22 protein-coding genes are annotated in these 21,115 nt (G+C 49.4%); 13 read left to right on the top strand and 9 right to left on the bottom strand.

All coding sequences use genetic code 11. The features are described 5' to 3' along the window. From NFS31_RS12375 to NFS31_RS12360, 4 genes are all read left to right on the top strand, one after another. Complete coding sequence (locus NFS31_RS12375) at positions 1 to 558, top strand: HD domain-containing protein (RefSeq protein WP_251495480.1); 558 nt, start codon at positions 1 to 3, stop codon at positions 556 to 558. Between the two features lie 268 nt (positions 559 to 826). Then, a complete protein-coding gene (cysE, locus tag NFS31_RS12370) occupies positions 827 to 1,486 on the top strand; it encodes a serine O-acetyltransferase (RefSeq protein WP_251495477.1) in 660 nt (219 codons plus the stop codon). Further along, positions 1,483 to 2,436, top strand: a complete 954-nt coding sequence (locus tag NFS31_RS12365; RefSeq protein ID WP_251495474.1) for a tRNA 2-thiocytidine biosynthesis TtcA family protein — start codon at positions 1,483 to 1,485, stop codon at positions 2,434 to 2,436. Before cysE ends, NFS31_RS12365 begins: the two co-directional genes overlap by 4 nt. Before the next feature lie 79 nt (positions 2,437 to 2,515). Next, positions 2,516 to 4,066 (top strand): DUF3794 and LysM peptidoglycan-binding domain-containing protein, encoded by a 1,551-nt coding sequence (locus NFS31_RS12360; RefSeq protein ID WP_334303085.1) that lies wholly within the window; start codon positions 2,516 to 2,518, stop codon positions 4,064 to 4,066. A 467-nt stretch (positions 4,067 to 4,533) separates the two neighbouring features. On the opposite strand, the gene NFS31_RS12355 is transcribed toward NFS31_RS12360, so the two are convergent. The 8 genes from NFS31_RS12355 to NFS31_RS12320 form a co-directional block, all read right to left on the bottom strand. Then, complete coding sequence (locus tag NFS31_RS12355; RefSeq protein ID WP_251495468.1) at positions 4,534 to 5,262, bottom strand: GntR family transcriptional regulator; 729 nt, start codon at positions 5,260 to 5,262, stop codon at positions 4,534 to 4,536. 341 nt (positions 5,263 to 5,603) lie between these two features. Next, positions 5,604 to 6,602 carry an SIS domain-containing protein gene (locus tag NFS31_RS12350; RefSeq protein WP_251495465.1) on the bottom strand — a complete coding sequence of 333 codons (999 nt, stop codon included), beginning with the start codon at positions 6,600 to 6,602 and terminating at the stop codon, positions 5,604 to 5,606. 77 nt (positions 6,603 to 6,679) lie between these two features. Further along, positions 6,680 to 8,446, bottom strand: a complete 1,767-nt coding sequence (locus NFS31_RS12345; protein ID WP_251495462.1) for a hydantoinase B/oxoprolinase family protein — start codon at positions 8,444 to 8,446, stop codon at positions 6,680 to 6,682. A 1-nt stretch (position 8,447) separates the two neighbouring features. After that, positions 8,448 to 10,511: a hydantoinase/oxoprolinase family protein gene (locus NFS31_RS12340; protein ID WP_251495459.1), complete on the bottom strand. Its 2,064-nt coding sequence runs from the start codon at positions 10,509 to 10,511 to the stop codon at positions 8,448 to 8,450. A gap of 73 nt (positions 10,512 to 10,584) precedes the next feature. Continuing rightward, positions 10,585 to 11,487, bottom strand: a complete 903-nt coding sequence (locus tag NFS31_RS12335) for a PfkB family carbohydrate kinase (protein WP_251495457.1) — start codon at positions 11,485 to 11,487, stop codon at positions 10,585 to 10,587. Between the two features lie 55 nt (positions 11,488 to 11,542). Beyond that, on the bottom strand, positions 11,543 to 12,616 hold the full coding sequence (locus NFS31_RS12330; RefSeq protein ID WP_251495454.1) for a TRAP transporter substrate-binding protein: 1,074 nt from the start codon (positions 12,614 to 12,616) through the stop codon (positions 11,543 to 11,545). A gap of 215 nt (positions 12,617 to 12,831) precedes the next feature. After that, positions 12,832 to 14,127: a TRAP transporter large permease gene (locus NFS31_RS12325; protein ID WP_251495450.1), complete on the bottom strand. Its 1,296-nt coding sequence runs from the start codon at positions 14,125 to 14,127 to the stop codon at positions 12,832 to 12,834. After that, positions 14,120 to 14,659 carry a TRAP transporter small permease gene (locus NFS31_RS12320; RefSeq protein WP_251495447.1) on the bottom strand — a complete coding sequence of 180 codons (540 nt, stop codon included), beginning with the start codon at positions 14,657 to 14,659 and terminating at the stop codon, positions 14,120 to 14,122. The genes NFS31_RS12325 and NFS31_RS12320 overlap by 8 nt, the downstream gene beginning before the upstream one ends. A gap of 446 nt (positions 14,660 to 15,105) precedes the next feature. On the opposite strand from NFS31_RS12320, the gene NFS31_RS12315 reads away from it, so the two are divergent. From NFS31_RS12315 to NFS31_RS12300, 4 genes are all read left to right on the top strand, one after another. After that, positions 15,106 to 15,543, top strand: coding sequence for a DUF3879 family protein (locus NFS31_RS12315; RefSeq protein WP_251495444.1), 438 nt, complete (start codon positions 15,106 to 15,108; stop codon positions 15,541 to 15,543). A gap of 492 nt (positions 15,544 to 16,035) precedes the next feature. Continuing rightward, a complete protein-coding gene (locus NFS31_RS12310) occupies positions 16,036 to 16,305 on the top strand; it encodes a DUF7724 family protein (RefSeq protein WP_251495441.1) in 270 nt (89 codons plus the stop codon). Further along, positions 16,298 to 16,519, top strand: a complete 222-nt coding sequence (locus NFS31_RS12305) for a DUF7723 family protein (RefSeq protein WP_251495438.1) — start codon at positions 16,298 to 16,300, stop codon at positions 16,517 to 16,519. Before NFS31_RS12310 ends, NFS31_RS12305 begins: the two co-directional genes overlap by 8 nt. Before the next feature lies 1 nt (position 16,520). After that, positions 16,521 to 16,802: a DUF4160 domain-containing protein gene (locus NFS31_RS12300; protein WP_251495436.1), complete on the top strand. Its 282-nt coding sequence runs from the start codon at positions 16,521 to 16,523 to the stop codon at positions 16,800 to 16,802. Between the two features lie 311 nt (positions 16,803 to 17,113). On the opposite strand, the gene NFS31_RS12295 is transcribed toward NFS31_RS12300, so the two are convergent. Next, complete coding sequence (locus NFS31_RS12295; protein WP_251495434.1) at positions 17,114 to 17,659, bottom strand: Uma2 family endonuclease; 546 nt, start codon at positions 17,657 to 17,659, stop codon at positions 17,114 to 17,116. A 365-nt stretch (positions 17,660 to 18,024) separates the two neighbouring features. On the opposite strand from NFS31_RS12295, the gene NFS31_RS12290 reads away from it, so the two are divergent. The 5 genes from NFS31_RS12290 to NFS31_RS12270 all read left to right on the top strand — a co-directional run bounded on the left by NFS31_RS12290 (position 18,025) and on the right by NFS31_RS12270 (position 20,840). Continuing rightward, positions 18,025 to 18,360, top strand: a complete 336-nt coding sequence (locus tag NFS31_RS12290) for a multidrug transporter (RefSeq protein ID WP_251495433.1) — start codon at positions 18,025 to 18,027, stop codon at positions 18,358 to 18,360. Beyond that, positions 18,357 to 18,677 carry a nucleotide pyrophosphohydrolase gene (locus NFS31_RS12285; RefSeq protein WP_251495432.1) on the top strand — a complete coding sequence of 107 codons (321 nt, stop codon included), beginning with the start codon at positions 18,357 to 18,359 and terminating at the stop codon, positions 18,675 to 18,677. Before NFS31_RS12290 ends, NFS31_RS12285 begins: the two co-directional genes overlap by 4 nt. Before the next feature lie 388 nt (positions 18,678 to 19,065). Beyond that, a complete protein-coding gene (locus NFS31_RS12280) occupies positions 19,066 to 19,458 on the top strand; it encodes a BlaI/MecI/CopY family transcriptional regulator (RefSeq protein ID WP_251495431.1) in 393 nt (130 codons plus the stop codon). A 3-nt stretch (positions 19,459 to 19,461) separates the two neighbouring features. After that, positions 19,462 to 20,610: a M56 family metallopeptidase gene (locus tag NFS31_RS12275; RefSeq protein ID WP_251495430.1), complete on the top strand. Its 1,149-nt coding sequence runs from the start codon at positions 19,462 to 19,464 to the stop codon at positions 20,608 to 20,610. Continuing rightward, a complete protein-coding gene (locus tag NFS31_RS12270) occupies positions 20,607 to 20,840 on the top strand; it encodes a hypothetical protein (protein ID WP_251495429.1) in 234 nt (77 codons plus the stop codon). The genes NFS31_RS12275 and NFS31_RS12270 overlap by 4 nt, the downstream gene beginning before the upstream one ends. Positions 20,841 to 21,115 lie beyond the last annotated feature (275 nt).

Genomic DNA, 21,115 nt, shown 5'->3' with positions numbered 1-21,115 from the left:
ATGATAACAAGAGCAGCTAAATTTGCAGAACAGGCGCATAAGGGGATGTTCCGCAAGGGAACTTCGATCCCATACATTACACATCCTCTGGAGACGGCCCTGATCACGGCGATGATGACAGATGATGAGGAGCTGATAGCGGCAGCGCTGCTCCATGACACGGTGGAGGACGCCGGCGTTACGTACAGGGAGCTGCAGGAGCAATTCGGCGTCAGGGTGGCGAGGCTTGTTGCTGAGGAGAGCGAGGACAAGTCAAAAAGCTGGCTGGAACGAAAGGGATGTACCCTTGCGCATTTAAAGGACGCGGATCGCGATACAAAGCTTCTGACGCTGGCTGATAAGCTCAGCAACATCCGCAGCATGGCCAGAGATTATATATTGGTCGGAGAAGGGCTTTGGGAGCGGTTTAATGTCAGGCAGAAGGAGCTGCACGCCTGGTATTATACGTCCATGATTGAGCTTCTGAGAGAGCTTGACGGTATGCCGGAGTATCAGGAGTATGTGGAGCTGTGCAGGCGGGTGTTTGGCGGAAGTAAGGGAGAGTGCGCAGGTATCTGAGCCGGTAAATGTGAAGTGGATAAGATAGTTGAGGGACGTTTCGCATTTTGGGGAGCGTCCCTTAAGCTTGTTTCTCCGCGCGGCTGCTGCGTGTTCGTATGGCCGTGCGGAGATTGCGCGGATCTGTCTGAAATGTTCCCCTGTTGATACGCAATGTCTGAACGGTTACACCGCAAAATCTTGACAGCATAGAATAAAATAAGATATACTTCACCCTTAGAGACATACATCGGAGTGAGGGCTGACATGGAAAGTAGAGGCAGAGAGAATGATTTTTAAAGATATTTGGCTGGATGTGAAGGCTGTGCAGGAGAGGGATCCCGCAGCGCGGAGCGCATTTGAGGTTTTGCTCTTGTATCAGGGGATCCACGCCCTGATCTGGCACCGGATAGCGCATTGGTTTTATGTGCGCCACATGTTTTTTACAGCGAGGCTGCTTTCGCAGATCGCGCGTTTTTTTACGCTGATAGAGATACACCCGGGAGCGGAGCTGGGGCATGGGATCCTCATCGATCACGGCAGCGGCGTGGTGATTGGAGAGACGGCTGTGGTGGGGGATAACTGTACGATCTATCAGGGCGTAACACTGGGAGGCGTGGGAACGCAGAAGGGAAAGCGCCACCCGACCTTGGGAAATAACGTAACCGTGGGAGCCGGGGCCAAAATTCTGGGTTCCTTTGAGGTGGGAGACAACTGCTCGATCGCGGCCAACGCGGTTCTTCTGCGCCCTCTGGAGGAAAATATTACAGCCGTCGGTATTCCGGCCCGTCCAGTGAAAAAAGACGGGGTTCCGCTTGCAAAACCAAAGGTGATAATCGGCGAGGACAGCAGAAAGCTCCAGGAACAGGTGGCGGAGCTGAAAGAACAGGTAGAGGCGCTTAAAAAGGAGCTTTCAGAACTAAAGGGCGCGAAAGGCGGAAATGAATGACAGAACAGAAAGAGCGGATGGCAGGGCAGCCGGAACGGGCGGCTAAACAGAAGGAGCGAATGGCAGAACAGCCGGAACGGACAGCGGAGCACGGGGGGCGGCAGGAAGCCTCTGCCAGGGCAGACGGGCGCTGCCGGGAGATTGAACGAAGCATTATAAAGACATTCCGCAAGGAGATCTGGCGTCCTTTTGTCAAAGCGCTGAATGAATATGACCTGATTCAGGAAGGCGACCATATTGCGGTCTGCATTTCCGGGGGAAAGGATTCCATGCTGCTGGCTAAATGCATGCAGGAAATCCTGCGTCACGGTAAAATGGAGTTCGGACTGCATTTCCTGGTGATGGATCCGGGCTACAATCCGGCAAACAGGAGGCAGATCGAGGAAAACGCGGCGCTTTTGGGGATTCCGGTCACGATCTTTGAATCCGATATCTTTAACGCTGTGGCGGATGTGGATCAGTCCCCCTGCTACCTCTGTGCGAGAATGCGGCGCGGGTACCTGTATGCGAACGCCCGCAGGCTGGGCTGCAATAAAATTGCGCTCGGCCATCATTTTGACGATGTGATCGAGACGATTCTCATGAGCATGCTCTACGGCGCTCAGGTGAATACCATGATGCCCAAGCTGCGCAGCACGAATTTCGAGGGTATGGAGCTGATCCGCCCCCTGTATCTGGTAAAAGAGGCGGATATCCTGGCATGGAAGGAGTATCACAGCCTTACCTTTCTGCAGTGCGCCTGCCGTTTCACAGAAGCGGCCGAGGCGGCCGGGCTGGCGGGAGAGCATCTCTCCAAAAGACAGGAGATGAAGGAGCTGATAAACCGGTTCCGGAGCATCAATTCCCATATAGAGACAAATATTTTTAAGAGCGTAGAAAATGTCAATCTGGACGCCTGTATCGGATATGTGAAAGACGGCGCCAGGCATCATTTCCTGGAAAATTATTGAGGCGCGAATATTGTCCCGTTTGCAAGCATAAATTTCCATAAAGGAATTTTTGTGGAAAGGGCAGGTGTAAACGGTTATGATGGAACTGATAAAGAAAAATATACATATGAACCGGCAGAAAGGAAACGCGGTATCGCAGATCACCCTGGACGACGATTTTATCATTCCGGATGCAATGGAAGACGTGTCCCAGGTGCTTCTGGACAATGGGGAGATTCAGATTGAATCTACACGGGCGCAGGGAGATAAGGTTTTAATCAGGGGAAAGCTTCTGTTCAGGGTTTTATACCGGAAGGCAGGAGGCGGCCTGCAGGCCTTGGGCGGAGAAGCGCCCTTTGACGAGGTTATCAATGTGCCGGATCTGGAAGAGAGGGATTACATCCAGAGCCTCTGGGTGCTGGAGGATCTGAACGCCAGTATGATCAATTCCCGTAAGCTCAGTATCAAGGCCGTTGTGACGCTTGAGGTGCGCGTAGAGAGCCTTTCCGACGCGGAGGCGGCCGTGGATATCGAGACAGACGAGGCCAAGACAGAGGTCTTAAAGCGCAATATCGACGTCGCGGCGATCGCTGTGCGGCGCAAGGACACCTACCGCATAAAAGAAACAATCCAGATATCCGGAAATAAGCCGAATGTCGAGAGCATTCTCTGGACTGATATGAGGCTGCGCGGCGTTTCATGCCGTCCCATGGACGGGGCCGTACACATTGACGGAGAACTGATGGTCTTTCTGATCTACGCGGCGGAAGGGGAGCACACGCCAGTCCAGTGGATCGAGGAAAGCGTGCCGTTTTCCGGCGAGGTAGAGCTCTCCGAGTCCACAGAGGATATGATCCCGGCCGTGGGGGTCCGCATCCTGCACCGCGGAATCGAGATAAAGCCTGACTATGACGGGGAGATGCGGGAGTTTGATCTGGACGCGGTCCTGGATCTGGATATCAAGCTGTACCGCGAGGAAAATATCGAGCTCTTAAGCGATCTCTATGCCACGGACCGCGAGCTGGTGCTGGATACGACCGAGGCATGTTTTGATAAGCTGCTGACAAGAAATATCTGTAAATGCAAGGTAAACGAGCAGCTTAAGCTGCAAAAGCCGGAGCGCATCCTGCAGATATGCCACAGCAACGGCACGGTGAAGCTGGATGAGGCCGAGGCGGGGGAGGACGGACTCCACATCGAGGGCGTTCTGGAGGTAAGCCTTCTGTACCTGACCGACGACGACACAGAGCCGGTCGGCGCTTCGACAGAGGTGATCCCCTTCCATTTTGTAGCCGAGGCGGACGGAATCAATCCGGAAAGCGTCTGGCAGCTCAATATGGGCGTGGATCAGATGACCGCCGTCATGCTCGGGGGCGATTCCGTGGAGGTAAAAGCTGTCATTTCCGCCGACCTCCTTGTGCTGCAGCCGATCCGCGAACAGGTAGTGGCCGGGGTGCGGGCCGAGCCGCTTGACATGAAAAAGCTGCAGGAAATGCCGGGCATTGTGGGCTATGTGGTACAGCCCGGGGATTCATTGTGGAAAATTGCCCGCAGATTCCACACAACCGTGGATAACGTGAAGGAGATCAACGGGCTTACAGGAGATGAGACGGCAGTCGGGGAGAAGCTGGTGCTCATAAAAGAGGTGTGAAGAGGAGCGCGGTTGATGCTGTGACGTGATGATGGATAATCGTTTGGATGGGGGAAGAGAAGACTCTGTACAGCCGGGATTGGGGGCTGTGCAGGGGATTCTCTTTTTTGCTGTTTGCTGCGGGCTGGTTATTATGATACAATGGGTAATGGTAAATTATATTACGCATTTATTTACAGAGGATACAACTATGGCCGTAAAGACCGATATGAATATAGAATTTGAAAACGGCCGTATGCCTGTTTTAATCCCGTCTGGTGAAATAATTGAGAAATTTGAAGGGAGATTTCAATGACACTGTATCATGGAAGCAATGTATTAGTTAAGGGCCTGGCGGAACCTTTAAGTAATTCACATAATCATGCTCAATAAAAACAGGCAAGGCCGCGGCGTATGGAAAAGAACCGCATTAGGAACTGTTAAAAATAACTTTGCATATGGCGGGCAGCAAATCTCTAACAGTTCCCTTACCTCACAATAAATTCAAAATTTTCCCCATACCCCACCTGATAACTGGTATGCACCGGCTGACCGTCAGGCTGGATGACAAATCCCCTGATCTCAAGCTGCGCGGCGTTGCGCGGCACGCAGAGGAGTTTGGCCAGCCTGGCATCAGCCTTGATGATGCTCAGACGGATCGTAGTGGAGCGAAGCTCAATCCCCTTCACCTCCCGGAGATAGGCATAGATCGATTCCTTTTCCAGATTCAGCGACAGCAGATCCGAGTATATCATCGGGTAATAGCTCTCCTCAAAAGCAATGGGCTTGCTGTTGCCGCAGCGCAGCCGGCTGATATGGATAGCCGGTTCTCTGTCCTGAAGCTGCAGGAACTTGCGGATCTCCGCGGATTTGGGCACACAGATCTCCGCTTTTAAGTTCTGCGCGCTGGGTGTCAGTCCAACGGATTCACACATTTCCGTAAATCCCATCGGCCCGGTGTCCAGCCGCCTTGAGAACTTTTGCGCCGTCACAAAGGTTCCCTTGCCCTGCTTCTTCTCCACCAGGCCCTGGCTGACCAGATCCTCGACAGCCCGCCGCACCGTGATCCGGCTTACATTATACTGCTTTGCCAGCTCCGCCTCAGTGGGAATTCGCCCGTTTTTGCTGTATACGCCGTTTTCTATATCCCGCTTGAGCTGTTCCTCTACCTGCGCATATAAAGGGATAATACTGTCATGGTTCATTGCTGCATCCATCAAGCCTACCTCCGCCCTTGCCCGCCATTTTCCTGATTTTCTTCCGCATCCGTATGTATATTCATCTGTCTGTCAATGCTTTTGCCCGTAACCAATCCAAATAAATCTGCCTTACAAGCGCACAAAGCAGCAGGTATTAAAGCATTGCAGAAATAAGATCCCGCGGCAAGGTAGTTATATAATGTTATATATAATATATATTACCATTTACAACCATTTCTTACAACTCATTTTTTTAATGCAACCCTATCGAAACATGCGCCTCTGTAACAGTTCAGACAACCTCTGAACTGTTACGCGCCTCTTCCCACGATGAAATATATCCCGCTTCAACAATCAAGTCAATAATCAAACTTCCACATATACCGCCGGTATCCCATCGGATGCATTCTCACATCGGCCATGGCCGTAATAAACTGCTTGGACAGCGGATGGAACAGCAGGGAGTTAAAATATTCCGCCACCCTCTCATCCAGCTCATCCAAACCAAAGTCCCTGGCATCCATAATCCAGTGATGGCCGCCGAACTGATTCAGGAACCGTTCCGCCCTCTCGTCCACCGGGCGGGTGCGTCCGATACTCTTAAACAGCAGGATCGCCAGATCCTTCTCACAGGTCTCAAAAGCACCGTGGAAATACTCGCCGGAGTGGATGGGCACACAGTGTACGGTCTGCATCTCCTGGAAGAAGCAGAAGGCATCCGAGTAGGAAACCTCCCAGGCAGCGCCGCTGCTCATCACATTCCATACCTGGTCATCCTTGTAGGTCATACCGAACCTGGCCGCGTCGGCCTTCACGCTCTGGTAAGCCCTGCCATAGACAGCCTCCAGCTTCTCAAAGCCCTCCAGGGCCATATCATAGGCCGCGTAGTTATCATACTCTTTCAGGAGCCAGAAGGCGATTTTAAGCGCTGTTCCCTGGCTGTTGTAATGGATCAGGGTGGGATCCTGATACCATTCGTCCGCATGATAATATGTAATATAATAATCCGCCGTCTGAGCCGTCAGTGAATCCGCATAGCCGGACAGGCCCACTGTGACCGCGCCTCTCTCCTTAGCGGCCTTCAGCGCCTCCACCGTTTCAGCCGTCGCCTTGGTGGACGTTCCGATCACCAGCGTATTCCTGTCAATGTTTTTTGGAGTCGCGTGTACAAACTCACTGCTGTTGTAGCCCTGTACCCGGAGCGCGCTCTCCTGATTCAGCAAAAAGCGGGCCGGATAGGAGGAGGCAAAAGAACCGCCGCAGGCCACAAACACTACCTGCTTCAAGCCGCCGTTTTTATCCAGATCCGATTTCACCCGTTCCATTACGTCAATGACTTCCTGCATTCCCTTAATCATAGAGGTTTCCTCTCTTTCTTTAATTATGCGCTCCCGGAATCCCTCTGGTGCAGAGAGACTCTGAGAGTACACTATTCTTACATATCTGAAGCTGGCTGAAACGATGCCCTCAGCGCCGCTGTAGCCGTCTCATCCACGCTGTAATGAACGCCGTCAAACACAATGGCAACGCCGTACTCCTTTTTTGCCGCCTGGGGCGACACCTTGCTCTCAACCACGTCCTTCAAAACAAGTTCCGGACTACGCCGGAAGGGATCGCCGTAGCCGCCTGCGCCGGGCGTGATGACGCGGATGATATCCCCCTTTTTAAGCGGTAAGCTGGTCGTCTTGTGTCCCATGCGGGTCACCGTTTTGTCGGCTGCCGCCACCCGGTAAAATGCGCCTGCCGCGCCTTCCCTGCCGCCAGCCAGGCCCCAGGGGCGGAATTTGTGGCGATCGCCCAGCCCCGTGTAGGCTACGTCGTCCTGCAGCACCTCCAGCTCGCGCTCAATGCCCAGGCCGCCGCGGTACTGCCCTGCGCCGCCGGTATCTGCTTTCAGCTCATACTTCCGGGCCAGTATTTTCGTAAACTCCATCTCCGTGGCCTCAATAGGCATGTTGGAGGTGTTTGTCATATTCACCTGCACGCCGGATAAGCCGTCCTGATTCCGGGATGCGCCGCCGCCTCCTGCAATTACCTCGTGAAAGATAAATACACTGTCTGTTCCGATAGCGCCCTCGCCAGCCAGGATCGTCGTGGTGCAGGCGCCATTTCCGGCGGTTACAACCGTGTCCGGGAAGATGGGAGCCAGCGCGCCGAAGATGGCATCCGGGATCCGCTGCTGGCAGTCGATCTGCGCGCCGATGGGGCTTGGCTCTGTGGGGTTTACAATGCAGCCTTTGGGGGCAATGATCTTCACCGCCCGGTTGATTCCTTCATTAGCCGGTATATCGTCGCCCATCAATGCCTTCACAGAGAAGAATACCGCCGCCTTGGTACAGGGGTAAGGCACATTGATAGGAGCTTTGATCTGCTCTGCCGTACCGGTGAAATCAATCGTCAGTTCGTCGCCACGGATCGTCACTTTCACCTGAATGGGGAGGGGATCCGGGTACTTATCGCCGCAGCCGTCCACATAGTCCGTATAGCAGTATTCGCCGTCAGGAAGCCCGGAAACCACGGCGCGCACACGGCGTTCAGAATAGTTTACCAGCTCCCTCATACAGGCAGGCAGATCATCCTGATACCGCTCATAGGCTTCCTGAATCCTCTGCACGCCGATTAAGTTGGCGGACATCTGGGCTGTTAAGTCACCCTCGCGTTCCTGGGGAACACGGGTGTTGTCCAGAAGCAGATCCATGACGCTGGGAATCAGTTTTCCGTCCTGATGGATGCGCAGAACCGGAATGCGGATGCCCTCCTGGAACAGGCTGTCAGCGTCGCCGGAGGTGGAACCAGGAACCTTGCCGCCGATGTCAGAGTGATGGCCGATATTGGCGATCCAGCCGATCAGCCTGTCCCCCGCAAAGGCCGGGGCCGCGATAACGATATCCGGCAGGTGGTTTCCCCCGCCGTGATAGGGATCATTGGCGATAAACATATCGCCGGGGCGGATATTTTCCTTGCCAAACTTCTCATAGATATTGGGCACTACATTCAGCATGGAGCCCAGAAGGGCGGCCAGGCTCTCCACCTGGGCCACGCTGTTTCCATCAGGATCAATGACGGCGGTACACACGTCGCGGCGCTCCTTCATATTGGTGGAATAGGCGCTGCGGACGATAATTCCGTATGTCTCCTCGGCGATGGACATCAGGAGGTTTCGCACTACCTCAACCGTTACTGTATCAATATGATTTGCCATTTTACTTCGCCTCCTCGTCGTGAATCTTTAAATTGCGGTAGCCGTCCACATGGATCACCCAGCCTTTGGGAACTACCAGGGTGGTATCCATCTGCTCGCAGATGCACGGGCCGGGAATCGACTGGCCGGGAACCAGGTCGTCTCTTAAGTACACCGGAGTCGCCACATAGTAGTCGCTGTTCTGAAACAACACCTGACGGGTCTCGACAGGCGCCGGCAGCGCTGCCTCAGGGCGCAGTTCTTCCGCTTCCAACCGGGGTTTATCGATAACGCCGACAGCCGATACGCGGTAGCTGACAAACTGGACGACAGCCTCTTCCTTGCAGTATCCGTAGCTTCTCCTGTGCTCTGCATGGAAATCAGCCAGCGCTTTCTTTAATGTCTCTTCTGTCATGCGGCCCGCCGGAACGGGAATACTGATTTCAAAATTCTGGCGCTGGTAGCGCATATCAATAGCAAATTCAAAGTAACGCCGCTCTGCCGGGACGCCTTCCCTGTCCAGAAGGCCGGTTCCCTGTTCCACCATGTTGTCAAACTGTTCGTTGACAGTATTCAGGTTCTTTGCCGCGCCGCTTACGACTTTGGTGCGGGAAAGATCGAACCGGGTGTCCGCCAGCAAAAGCCCGAGGCTGCACAGTGTGCCGGGATTCGGCGGAATCAGCACTTCCTTCATGCCCAGATCCCGGGCGACCTCGCAGGCATGTAAAGGGCCCGCGCCGCCAAATGCCATAAGGCTGAATTCCCGGACATCATAGCCTTTCTCCACAGACACGCTGCGGATGGCGCGGACCATGTTGGAGTTTACCACTGTAATGATGCCATTGGCGGCCCGCTTCATATCCAGCTCTGACTTATCGCAGATTTTGGTTCTGACAGCGTTCCTGGCGAGTTCAATATCCACATCCATCCGGCCGCCCAGAATCTTTGTCTGGTTCAGTTTCCCCAGAACGATATTGGCGTCCGTGACACAGGGATTCTCACCGCCCCGCATATAACAGGCCGGGCCGGGCGTTGCGCCTGCGCTTCTGGGTCCGACCTTCAGCGCGCCGCCCTCATCGATTCTGGCAATAGAACCGCCGCCTGCGCCGATGGTGATGATGTTGATCATCGGGATTCTCGCCGGATAGCCTTCTACATACCGCTCATTGGACACCTGTGGCGTGAAATTCTCGATCAGGGAGATATCTGCGCTGGTTCCGCCCATATCAAATGTAATAATTTTATCCGCGCCGCACTGTTTCCCTATGAAGGCCGCTGCGATAACGCCGGCAGACGGGCCGGACAGGGCGGTCTTGATAGGGCAGTCGATCGTCTCCTTAATCGAAATGATGGATCCATTGGACTGTGTCACATATGGTTCTGCACGGATGCCGATCTTTGCAATCGAATCACGGAAGTTATTGACATATTTCTCCATCACCGGCCCTAAGTAGCTGTTCATCACCGTGGTGCTCATACGGCTGAATTCACGGAATTCAGGCGCCAGTTTACTGGATATGGTCACGTAGGCTTCCGGGAATTCCTCATGGATGATAGCCTCGATCCGCTCTTCATGCACAGGGTTGATAAAGGAAAAGAGAGTGCAGACCGCGATGGCCGCAACGCCCTGCTCCTTCAGCCAGCGCACCGTCTTCCGGACATCCTCTTCATCCAGGGGAGTCTCGACGCTGCCGTCATAGCGGATTCTCTCCGTTACGGTACAGTTAAACCCCGACGGAACCAGCGGATACGGCTTTTGCGCCTGCAAATTGTAGAGAGCCGGGCGGCGCTGCGTGCCGATCTCCATTAAATCCTTGAATCCCTTCGTGGTGATCAGTCCCAGCCTGCAGCCCTTTTTCTCTATCAGGGCGTTGGTTCCCACCGTCGTTCCGTGAGCCAGGTAGATGACCTCCTCCGGGGACGCGTTTCTCAGCTCAAGCACATCCCGGACACCCTTTACAATCGCTCTGGACGGATCAGACGGTGTGGAGCTGTCCTTATAGTTGAACAGTTCGCCCGTCTCCTGATTAAAGACGGAAAAGTCGGTGAACGTACCGCCCACGTCTACTCCAATCATATAAGACATACGATTTCCTCCCTATAAACTGAAATACATTATCAGAAATGTTTCATTCAAATCAATTACGGCTCTTAAGCGTTCAGATTTCCCTGTAAAACCGCGCCCGCAGGGATTCCGGAACCGCCGCGCCTCCGCCGAAAGCGCCATTTACCAGGCAGGTACGGGCAGAGAAGGCGGCCGCTGTTTTTAAAGCTCCGGGAAGAATATGCGCCCGCAGCATCGCATTCTCCCAATCCGTTCGGCCCAGCTTCTCCATATTTTGGAGGATCGCCACCAGCATCGCCGTGGCAAAACTGTCCCCTGCGCCCATGGTGTCTATTGGCGTCACATAGTCTGGAAGCTGGCTGTAAAACTGCGCGCCGTCATAAACCGCAGCCCCTTTGCTTCCCCGGGTGGCTGTCACCACGCCGCAGCCCTTTTCATAAAGCCGCCTGCACAGGGCTTTGGTTTCTTCATCTCCCAAATCACTGCACGAGAGAAATCCAAAGTCAATGTAGGGGCAGACCTGATCCACCCTGTCTTCCTCGTTCCAGCGATAAGAGAAATCATAGCTGATCAGCGGCCGCAGCTCATGAAGGGCCGGAAGCAGTCCGTCAATAAAGCCATTATTGGTGGTGTGAATCAAATCAAAGGCGTCCGCATAGGCAAGATCCGCCTCGTCCAGGTAAATCGGATGCTGCTGCAAAACTCCGCCCCGGTTGCTTCCGCGAAACACCCGATCGCCGTCCACGAGCGCCACCCGCGCGAAAGCATTCTCCCCTTCATAACATCGGCAGTGAGTACAGCCCACGCCATGCTTTTGAAGGGATGCCTGCACGTGATCCGCTGCGGCATCCATTCCGAACACGCCCATGAAATCGGCCTCTGCGCCCAATTCTCTGGCAAATACAGCGAAATTGACGGCCTGCCCGCCGGGGTACATCAGCCCGGTGTGCAGATACACATCGCAGACATTGTCTCCAAGTCCTAATACCTTAACCATACCTAATTCCTCCCAAAATCCGCAGCGGGGACTGTTATCCGGTCAGCGCATTCCCTTATTGGTTGAACTGACGGGTCTGATCATACAGATCCGGGGTGGTAAAGAATCCCTCGGACTGCAGCTCTGCGCCCAGAGGGGCCGCTGCATTGATGAATGCCTGACGGTCAATGTCACAGAAGGTTACGCCGCCCTCGCTGATCAGCCACTCCTTGTCCTTATTCCACTGATCCAGGGTTCTCTCAGAGTGATGGGAGGCAACCTCAGCCGCCGCGTCCTCGATGATCTTCTGATCCTCGGGAGATAAGCTGTCCCAGAACTGGGTGGAGAAGCAAATCTGCTCAACCGGGTACGCATAATCCACATCAGCCACAAATTTGGCGGATTCATAAAGGCCCGCGGAACGATAGGAGTCCTTTGAGCATTCGCCCCCGTCCACCACGCCCTGCATCAGAGCAAACGGATACTCAGACCAGGCCACGACAACCGGAGTCGCGCCCATGGCCCTGGCGTTCTTCTCGAAAATCGGCAGGTTCGGTATGCGGTACTTCATGCCAACCATGTCAGCCGGGCTCTTTAACTCCTTGTTGGCAAAGAAGATACGGGGATTCTTCTGGAACTCAAAGTTGATGACATGAATACCCTGACCGTCCAGCGTCTCCCAGATGGGAGCGGCCACATCGCTCTTTAAATAATCGATCATGTTGTCATAGCTGTCGAACGCAAAGGCCATGGACAGGATATTTAAGTCAGACTCATAGGTGGCCAGCGTATCCAGGGCGCACATCATGCCCTCCTGCAGCCCCACCTGGATATTCTCCAGCATCGTTGTCTCATTGCCAAGCTGCTCTGCCGGGTAAAACTCAAAGTAATAGCGATCGCCAATCTTCGCATTCACAATATCGCAGAACTCCTGGCAGGTCTGGGGCGCCGGCTCGCCGATGGCGCCGGAGTTGCCGAACTTTACAACCCGGGCATTTCCCGGAGTATCTTTTACTCCCGCCGCCCCGTTTGCTTCTGCTGACGTCTCTGCCGCCGCCGTTGCGGCCGGGGCAGAAGAGCCGCCGCTGCAGCCTGCGAGAGCGGCGGCGCTCATTACAGCCGCAAGACTCATTGCAATCGTTTTCTTCATAACAGTAGCCTCCTTTTATTTTCATTTTTTTGTTGTCACTTACAACTGTGCCTGTCACAGCTCAAAGAGCATCTGATACAGCTTATATTGCATTTGTCACAGCTCATATTGAGTTTGATACAGCTTAACCGCGCCTGTCACAGCTCACTGCGCCTGTCACAGCTCACTGCGCCTGCCGTAACTCATAACTGCGTCGGGGTTATTTCAGACGCTGTTCAGACAGCGCCGAGAAACTTAGGCAGCCACATCGTCAGCGGCTCCCAGAAGGTGGTCAGTAACAGGGTGATGAACATGGGAATCAGGAACTGCACCGTGTACTTTAACGCCGCCTCAAACTTGTTGCCCGTGGCCTTGGCCGTCACAAACAGGGCAGGCGCCATCGGCGGGGTAATGAGGCCCAGCGTCACGTTAAGAACCGCCATAACGCCCATCTGCACATAGCTCATGCCCAGGGCATTGGCCAGGTTCATCAGTAAGGGAGCCACCATGATCAGGATCTGCATGGAACCGATGAAGCAGCCCAAAAACAGGAGCATGGCGTTCAGCACCAGGAGAATCAGGATCCGGTTTCCCAGTGACATCAGCAGGCTGGTCATCCAGCCAATCAGTCCGCTGGTCACGATCACCCAGTTAAATACCAGGCCCGTGGCGCACAGGCACATGGACATACCGGCGCTGGCCAGCGTCTCTTTTAAAGCAATCGTCAGCATTTTCAGATTAAACTTCTTAAGGATGATGGAAAGAATCACACAATACATGGCTGCAACCACGGAACACTCAGTGGGCGTGAAAATACCGGCCATGATTCCCAGAACCAGGATGGCCGGGCCGCCCAGAGCCGGGAGCGCCGTATACATGGATTTCATCCTCTCTCCCCAGCTTGCTTTGGGGGCGCGGGGACAAGGAATATGCTGTGTCTTCACCGCAATGGGAACCCAAATCATCATGGCCAGGCCCATCAGCACACCAGGCCCCATGCCGGCCTGGAACATGGCCAGCGTGGAGGTCTGGCTTAAAAATGCCCAGACCACAAAGTTGATGGATGGCGGGATGATCGGTCCGATTCCGGCGGAAGCCGCTGTCACGGCCACGGAAAAGCTGGGATCATAGCCTGCCTTGGTCATAGCAGACACTTCGATCGTTCCCAGGCCGCCGGCGTCAGCCAGAGCCGAGCCGGACATGCCGGCAAATACCATCGAAGAAAGGATATTGGCATGGGCCAGGCCGCCCGGCAGATGGCCGATCCATTTCTCAAACATGCCGAACAACCGGTCAGTCAGCCCCACCTGATTCATAAAACAGCCCACAAACAGGAAGGCGGGCAGGGCCAGCATGTTAAAATCAGCCAGAGAATTAGCCGTCTTCTGGGCAAACATCACAAAGGACTGGTTGTTAAATATAATAAACTCAAAGGCAGAGGCCATCATCGCATAGGCAATCGGCACTTCCAGGAGAATCAACACCACAAAGGTGATAAAATAGACCGCCAGATACGGATCCAGATTAGTCAAGCAGACCGCCTCCTTCCTTTTCCACCGGAACACAGATGGATTCATCACCCGTCAGCAGATAGGCAGCCGCCTTATATACTGACATAATCAACATTACCACACTCATTACCAGAACAGGCAGCGCGTAATAGTATCCCTTGCTGAAGGGAAGCCCGCCCACAGGCGGCATTTTCTTCTGCATCTGGAATAGCTGCCAGGATGCCGGGATGTACACCCAGCTAATCACAACCACCAGGAAGTTGGTCAGCGTAAAGATAACCCGGCGAAATCCCCCCGGCATACGGTTCATGATAAATTCCAGAACCGCATGGCCATTGTCCCAATATACCGTACACCACCCCAGGCACATGGACCAGATCATCAGCGCAACCACCGCTTCGTCAATTCCGTAGATGGGACGCTTAAATACGAAGCGCATCACCACCTGAAGGAATAAAAGAAGCATAAATACAAAGATCGCATATCCCGTAAAGACTTCCAGGACATCATTCACTTTGCCAATCGCTTTTCCGACAGAACGCACCATCTTCATACCTCATACCGTATACTCCATAGCGAATACACATTCTCCTTTCCCTGTTATTTCATGTCCGCGGCGGCCGGCCTGTCCGCTTTGAAGCGGCGGGAACTGAAAACGGCAAATTGCCCGCCTCTCGATACAGACGTCATATATTGTTATAATATATTAATACCATATATCGGAGCGTTTTGCAAGATATATTTGTGCTTTTTGTGAGAATATCTGTTTTGGCGAACGGCGGGATATGGCAAAATGGGCAAACTGACAAGCAAATCCAGCAGGCCCGGCCGGGCAGAATCGCGCAGTGTGGCACACTCGCATTGCCCCTCATATGCGTTTCACCCAAACGCTTAACTTCCATCATGAAATGCCGACATAATAAAAAAGGATAAAAATTGAAAAAGGGATTGACAGATATCATATTTCGATTAACAGTCAGATTAACAGGAGGTTATTCTATGACAATTACGCAGATCGTACAAAGTCAGCAGCAACAGCGGATTGGAGGGATTTCTCAGAGAACGCAGGGGAAACCCCATGTCAATCCCTATGGCACACCCGGTATGAGCCTGAACGATGCAGGTGATTATCAGAAAATGGTTCCCGTGGACGAGGATGTGGCGCAGCAGGTCAGACAGATCGCGTTTGACCACATGAAAAACGGCTATGGGGTCAGTGATGGCGAGGACATCAGCAAGGTCATCCGGGACTATACGATGTCTCTGGCGCCGGAACAGCGGCTCAGCGCGTCCTGGACACTGAATGAGATGTTCCACAGCGAGGCCGCCAGGCTTGGCGAGTTTGTCCATCAGCACGACCCGGGCTGGAACTGGGGCGAGCCTTTTGATACCGGCATTTTGGACGGTTACCGGCAGGGTGTGGATATACAGATCTAATCAGTACGTCGAATAATAAATAAATGTAACCGTTCAGATAACACTGAACTAATGGCATTTAGTTAAGGTGTATATGAGCTATGGTTCATTGTGAAGAGGCCGCCGTCGCCAGCTCCTGTATCCAACGGAACCCCGCAACCGTGCCGCTTAACTAAATGCCATTGCTATCTGAACTGCTACAATATTTTCATACTGTCAATTCATTTTCGACGAAATTGTTCGCGCTATTTTTCCCATCATATGATATACTAAAAGAGATGACGCTAATCAGGGCCAGCGCCGCAGGGATGAGTCGGCGTAAGCACGGCAAAGAGAAGGATGATGCAGGGACAGAGATTAAGAGTGTAAGTCCAATAAGAAATCCTGTTTGAAGCGGGTGAATTTAGAAGCGTCCGGGACAACATCAAATCCGCAGAAATCCCGTATTTATGCGGATTCTGGCGTTTCGCAAACGCCTGCTAAGATTGATAAAAGCTAAAAGAAGGTGTAAATTTGGAGTATGCAATACTAAGCAGTGAAAAAGATTATACAATATTTAGATTCCATAATCGGATTATCAGGTTTAAAACAGCATATTCATTAGAGTATTACTCGTCTGTAAAAGCGTGGGAAAATGGTTATTTAGTTGTCATGGCAAAATACAGCCATAATAAAGAAGACGAAGAGGAATATATTGATTTAATTCCGATTTTGGAAGATTTATATATAGATGCAGATAGTTTTGTAAGCCAAATAAAAGAGGTGAGGATTCGGTATGATTGATATTCAGGAAGTAGCGGATGCGGCAGACGTGATTGTGAATGGATACGCATTTACAAAATGTCATTTAGGATTTCGGGTTCTTAATCTGAATCATCCGGAATGTGCGGCGGTTTTCTCACAGGCAGGTGAAGTGTTGGAAACTACAATGGATGATATTGAACTTGATATAACCAGAAATTATTTGGAAAAGAACAGAAAATATATGGAGGATTGATGTGCCGAAATACTATCAGTTTAAAGTAGCTGGATATTATTTGTACTTCACGTCATTTTGCACAGTTGAGTGTATGCATGTTCATGCCAGTGACAGGACATTAACCGAAGGCGGATCCGCCAAATTTTTTGTTAAAGCTAATGGTGACTGTGAGTTGCAAAACAAGGGGATTCTGAGTGACAGAGATATAAGAAAAATAGAGGCATTTATAAAAGATAATTATCATGAGATGTATTTAAAATGGGCGCAATATAGTAAAAATGGGTTTTACGGCGAAAATTGAAACCATTTTCGATTAACAGTCAGATGAACAGGAGATTATTCTATGATAATTACGGAGATAGTGCAAAGTCAGCAGCAACAGCGGATTGGAGGGATTTCTCAGAGAACGCAAGGGAATCCCTATGGCACACCCGGTATGAGCCTGAGCGATGCGGGTGATTATCAGAAAAGATACCGGCATTTTGGACGTTTACCGGCAGGGTGTGGATATACAGATCTAATCAGTACGTCGTATAATAAGTGTAACCGTTCAGATAACACTGAACGGTTACAAATAAATATCTTTCTCAGATGATTTTTGACTTCCCCATTCTATAAAAGCAAATCCGCTATTTTAATACTCAAATCATCATAAATACAAGAACGGATATCGTTATCAAAGCTGTATTGGCCGGTCTTTTCATTGCTCTGAAAATCATAGATGTTGACGGTACGGTTCACAGGATTAATGATCCAATATTCTCTCACGCCTGCAGAACAGTACTTAAAAAGTTTTATGCCATAGTCCATCCGCTCCGTGCTGGGGGAGACAATTTCAATAATCCAATCCGGCGCGCCATTGCATCCATATTCATCGAGCTTATTTTTGTCACATATTACAGAAATATCCGGTTCAACATAGTTTTTATCATCAGCGCTGAGAAAGACTGCAAATGGGGCAGGATAAACTTCGCAGTCTCCTCCCCTTGTATCGATGTAGTTTCCAATCCGTTTATCAAGCTGATGAATTAATCTCTGATGTATCCTTTTTGGCGGAGCCATGCTGTAAATCTGCCCGTCAATCAGTTCCGCCCGCTGTCCCTCTGGCAAATCGTAGATGTCTTTGACTGTATGGATTTGGTTCTGTGTTAATGCCATGGATCATATTCCCCTTTCCCGATAAATTTGAGTATAAAGAAACCGGATATGTGTTTTAAAAATCTATGTCCGGGTTCCCTTGCAGTTGTTTCATAATTTCCTAAAGGAGATCCCGGTTTTTGAGCAATACTCTTAAGGGCATGAAATCCCTGCTTTTCTCTGAGCTAATCGAATTCGGAAAAACATACAGGAACTCACCTATAAGCTCATTATATGTAATATTTTCATACTGTCAATTCATTTTCGGCGAAATTGTTCGCGCTATTTTTCCCATCATATGATATACTAAAAGAGATAGCGCTAATCAGGGGCAGCGCCGCAGGGATGAGTCGGCGTAATCATGGCAAAGAGAAGATGAGAAAAGGATGATGCAGGGACAGAGATTTACAGAGAAGGATTGGAAGCTTTTCAGGAAGAAAGCAGTTGACTGGCAGGAAGCCCATATGGATAAGCTCAATAAGGAATATATAGAGCTGTTAAGCCGGGATATGAACCCAGCGGATAAGTTCTGGGAGCTGGAAAAACGTGTCAGGAAAGATAAAAAAGGCGCAGGAGTTCAATTGGATATGAGACGATCCGTTCTGATTGATAATCTTGTTTCCCTTATCGATGAAGGCGTTATCCATTTTGCGGATCTCGAGGGCTTCAGTGATGAATTAAAGGAAACTGTAAAAATTTTTATTGAAAGGAGAATATTTTGAACAAGGAAACCGTTGACATTATCAGAAAGTTTATAGCTGATCGTGACTGGGACAAGTTTCATTCACCGGGCAATCTGGCGAAGAGCATATCCATTGAGGCAAACGAGCTGCTGGAATGTTTTCAGTGGAGTGACACGGATTATGATCCGGAGCATGTCAAAGAGGAGCTGGCGGATGTAATCATATATTGCCAGGACATGCTGGATAAGCTGGGACTGGATGCAGACGATATTGTGCGAGCAAAGATGGTTAAAAACGCGGCAAAGTACCCTGTAGAGAAGGTGAAGGGAAATGCGGTCAAGTATGATCAACTGTAGGATGGCCTTGTTTTGTTTAAACAACAAAACAGGGGTGATAATCACAGCAATGGCGGCGATAAATGTGCCTCATGCATAAGGCGTTGTTTTCACAACCGAGCAATCATAAAGGTCCGCCCGGGCAATATGATCAGGGTATATCTTGCGGGATGAAAAAGGATCTTGGAGTGTATGCATTCTGTTCTGAATAAAAACATAATTCCTGTAAATGAACAGAACAAAACCAGTTTATATTATGTAATAATAATACAAAAACGTGCAGATATTGTCAACTCATATTATTGATTTATTTAAAGATTCATTAAAAATTCAAATTTTACTTGAAAATTGGAGTAATATACCTTATAATATGCATCAGAGATACATCTACAGAGAGAGGAGGAACTAAATGTTACCATTGTTCCCGAAAGAAGAAGAGATTATGTATGCGATATGGGACATCGGACATCCATGCATTATTTCTGAGATATTGAAACATGATCCATCCCAAAAGAGAAATACTCTTGCCAAGGTTCTGGTCTTGCTGGAGAAGAAGAAATATTTAAAAGTAGATTCACTTGTAAAGACAGCTACGCGGTATGGAAGGGCCTATGCGCCGATCGTATCGAAAGAAGAATATGAGCATCAGAAAAATTTATTTTCCCTGGTAGAAAAGGATACCAGCGTGCAGAAGGGGGTGTTATCGTTTGTATCTACGTTAGTTTCGTCGGACAGTATTGACGAGGCATTTATTGATGAGATGAAGAAAATTATAGATACGTATGAAAATGAAGAGGATTAATACATGGAGTTCGATTTATCTTCGTATTTTGCGGCTTCACTTGGATTAGTGCTTTTACTGCTTGTGCTAAAGTTTATCATGCATAAAACGGATACTATATTGAAGTTCGGAATCACGGGTCTGTATGTGTTGGTGATTCTGATTTTAATGCGAGGTTATCTTCCTTTTGATTTTTATAAGATAAATTTAACCACGAGCTTTTATTCACATAAGGTGCTTCCTTTTCTGAGAGAAATTTTCTATTATAAGATAAATGCAGGCGGAAAAATTATGACTGTCAGGCAGATAACACTCATAATTTTTATAATTGGATGGATTTGGATGTTATGTAAAAAAATATATGGTTACTTTGCCTTTAACAAATTTATAAATTCAGCGCCACTCTATAATAAGGCAGGCGCTTTACAAATTTGTGAGGATGTTTTTTATACTATATTTCCTCAGGACAGGAAATTTGATATAAAAATTGTTCAGTCAAATATTTTAAGTAGCCCGGCGATTTTTTTATCACCGAATCCCATTATAATACTGCCGGATATTTTATTTACAGAAGAGGAATTAAAGTTTGTTTTTTATCATGAACTGATACATTTAAAGCATCGCGATTTTATAATAAAGGTGGCCACAGATTTCCTGATAGCGGCATATTGGTGGAATCCTGTTATACGTATATATCTATTTGATATCATAAATCATGTTCAGGAATTAAATGTTGATTACGAAGCAAGTAAAGGGCTGACTAAAAATGAAAAGCTTGTATATTTAAATGTTATATCGAAAACAGCAGATTATATTTGTAAAAATAAAAAGAAGAGAAAACCTATTTATGCTTTGTCAGATGAACATCCATTAAATATATTGCAAAGGCTGAATTGTATTATAAGCTCAAAAGTAAATGGACTTACATTCAAAGGGATTATAGTAAGCATTATTTTATTTATTTGCTCTTTCACATTTGTTTTTGAACCATCTTTTCGACCAACATATGACGAAATGGGGAATGAAGTGTTTGAAGGGAATGAAGAATTATCTTATTACATATGGGATGGTACAATTTATAGATTATATATAGGTGGCGAATGTGTCTATAAGACTTCTAAAATTCACGAAGATTTTAAAGATTTACCAGTATATAAGGAGGAATTGAAATGAAAAAAAGATTTATAGTTTGTTGTACAATAGCATTAGTTTCGTTGAACGCAATGTCAGCATGGGCTTCGACACCTGTAAACGGTGGTTATACTGAAGCTAATACATCTGATATTGTTGAACGGAAAGATGATATAAGATACCAATATAAGGTGGTTGATAATGTATTGTATAGGAGATTATATAATTACTCAAGAAATGAACCTGTTACGGACTGGGAGATACTGCCGTAGATTTAGCAGACATAAAGTAAAATGATTATGAATGATAATAAATAAAAACATAACTAACGATAAACGGTATTCTTAATAATTTATGTGGATTTATAAGGAAGTGTAGGATTCATTCGCAATAAACGGGGTATAACATCAGCAATGTTATACCCCACTATTTTTGTATGACGGGCATGCCCGTGTTCTATGGTGGAAGTCCACATAGGCGTAGCTACTGACGAACTATAAAGCGACTCCCAAGGTTTACATTGTGAAGTGTGGGCGAGAAGAAGGGA

It is taken from the genome of Otoolea muris (assembly GCF_943193115.1).
GTDB classification, from domain to species: domain Bacteria; phylum Bacillota; class Clostridia; order Lachnospirales; family Lachnospiraceae; genus Otoolea; species Otoolea muris.
The sequence above is the reverse complement of the archived record's forward strand: the minus strand, read 5'-3'. Positions and strand labels throughout refer to the sequence as shown.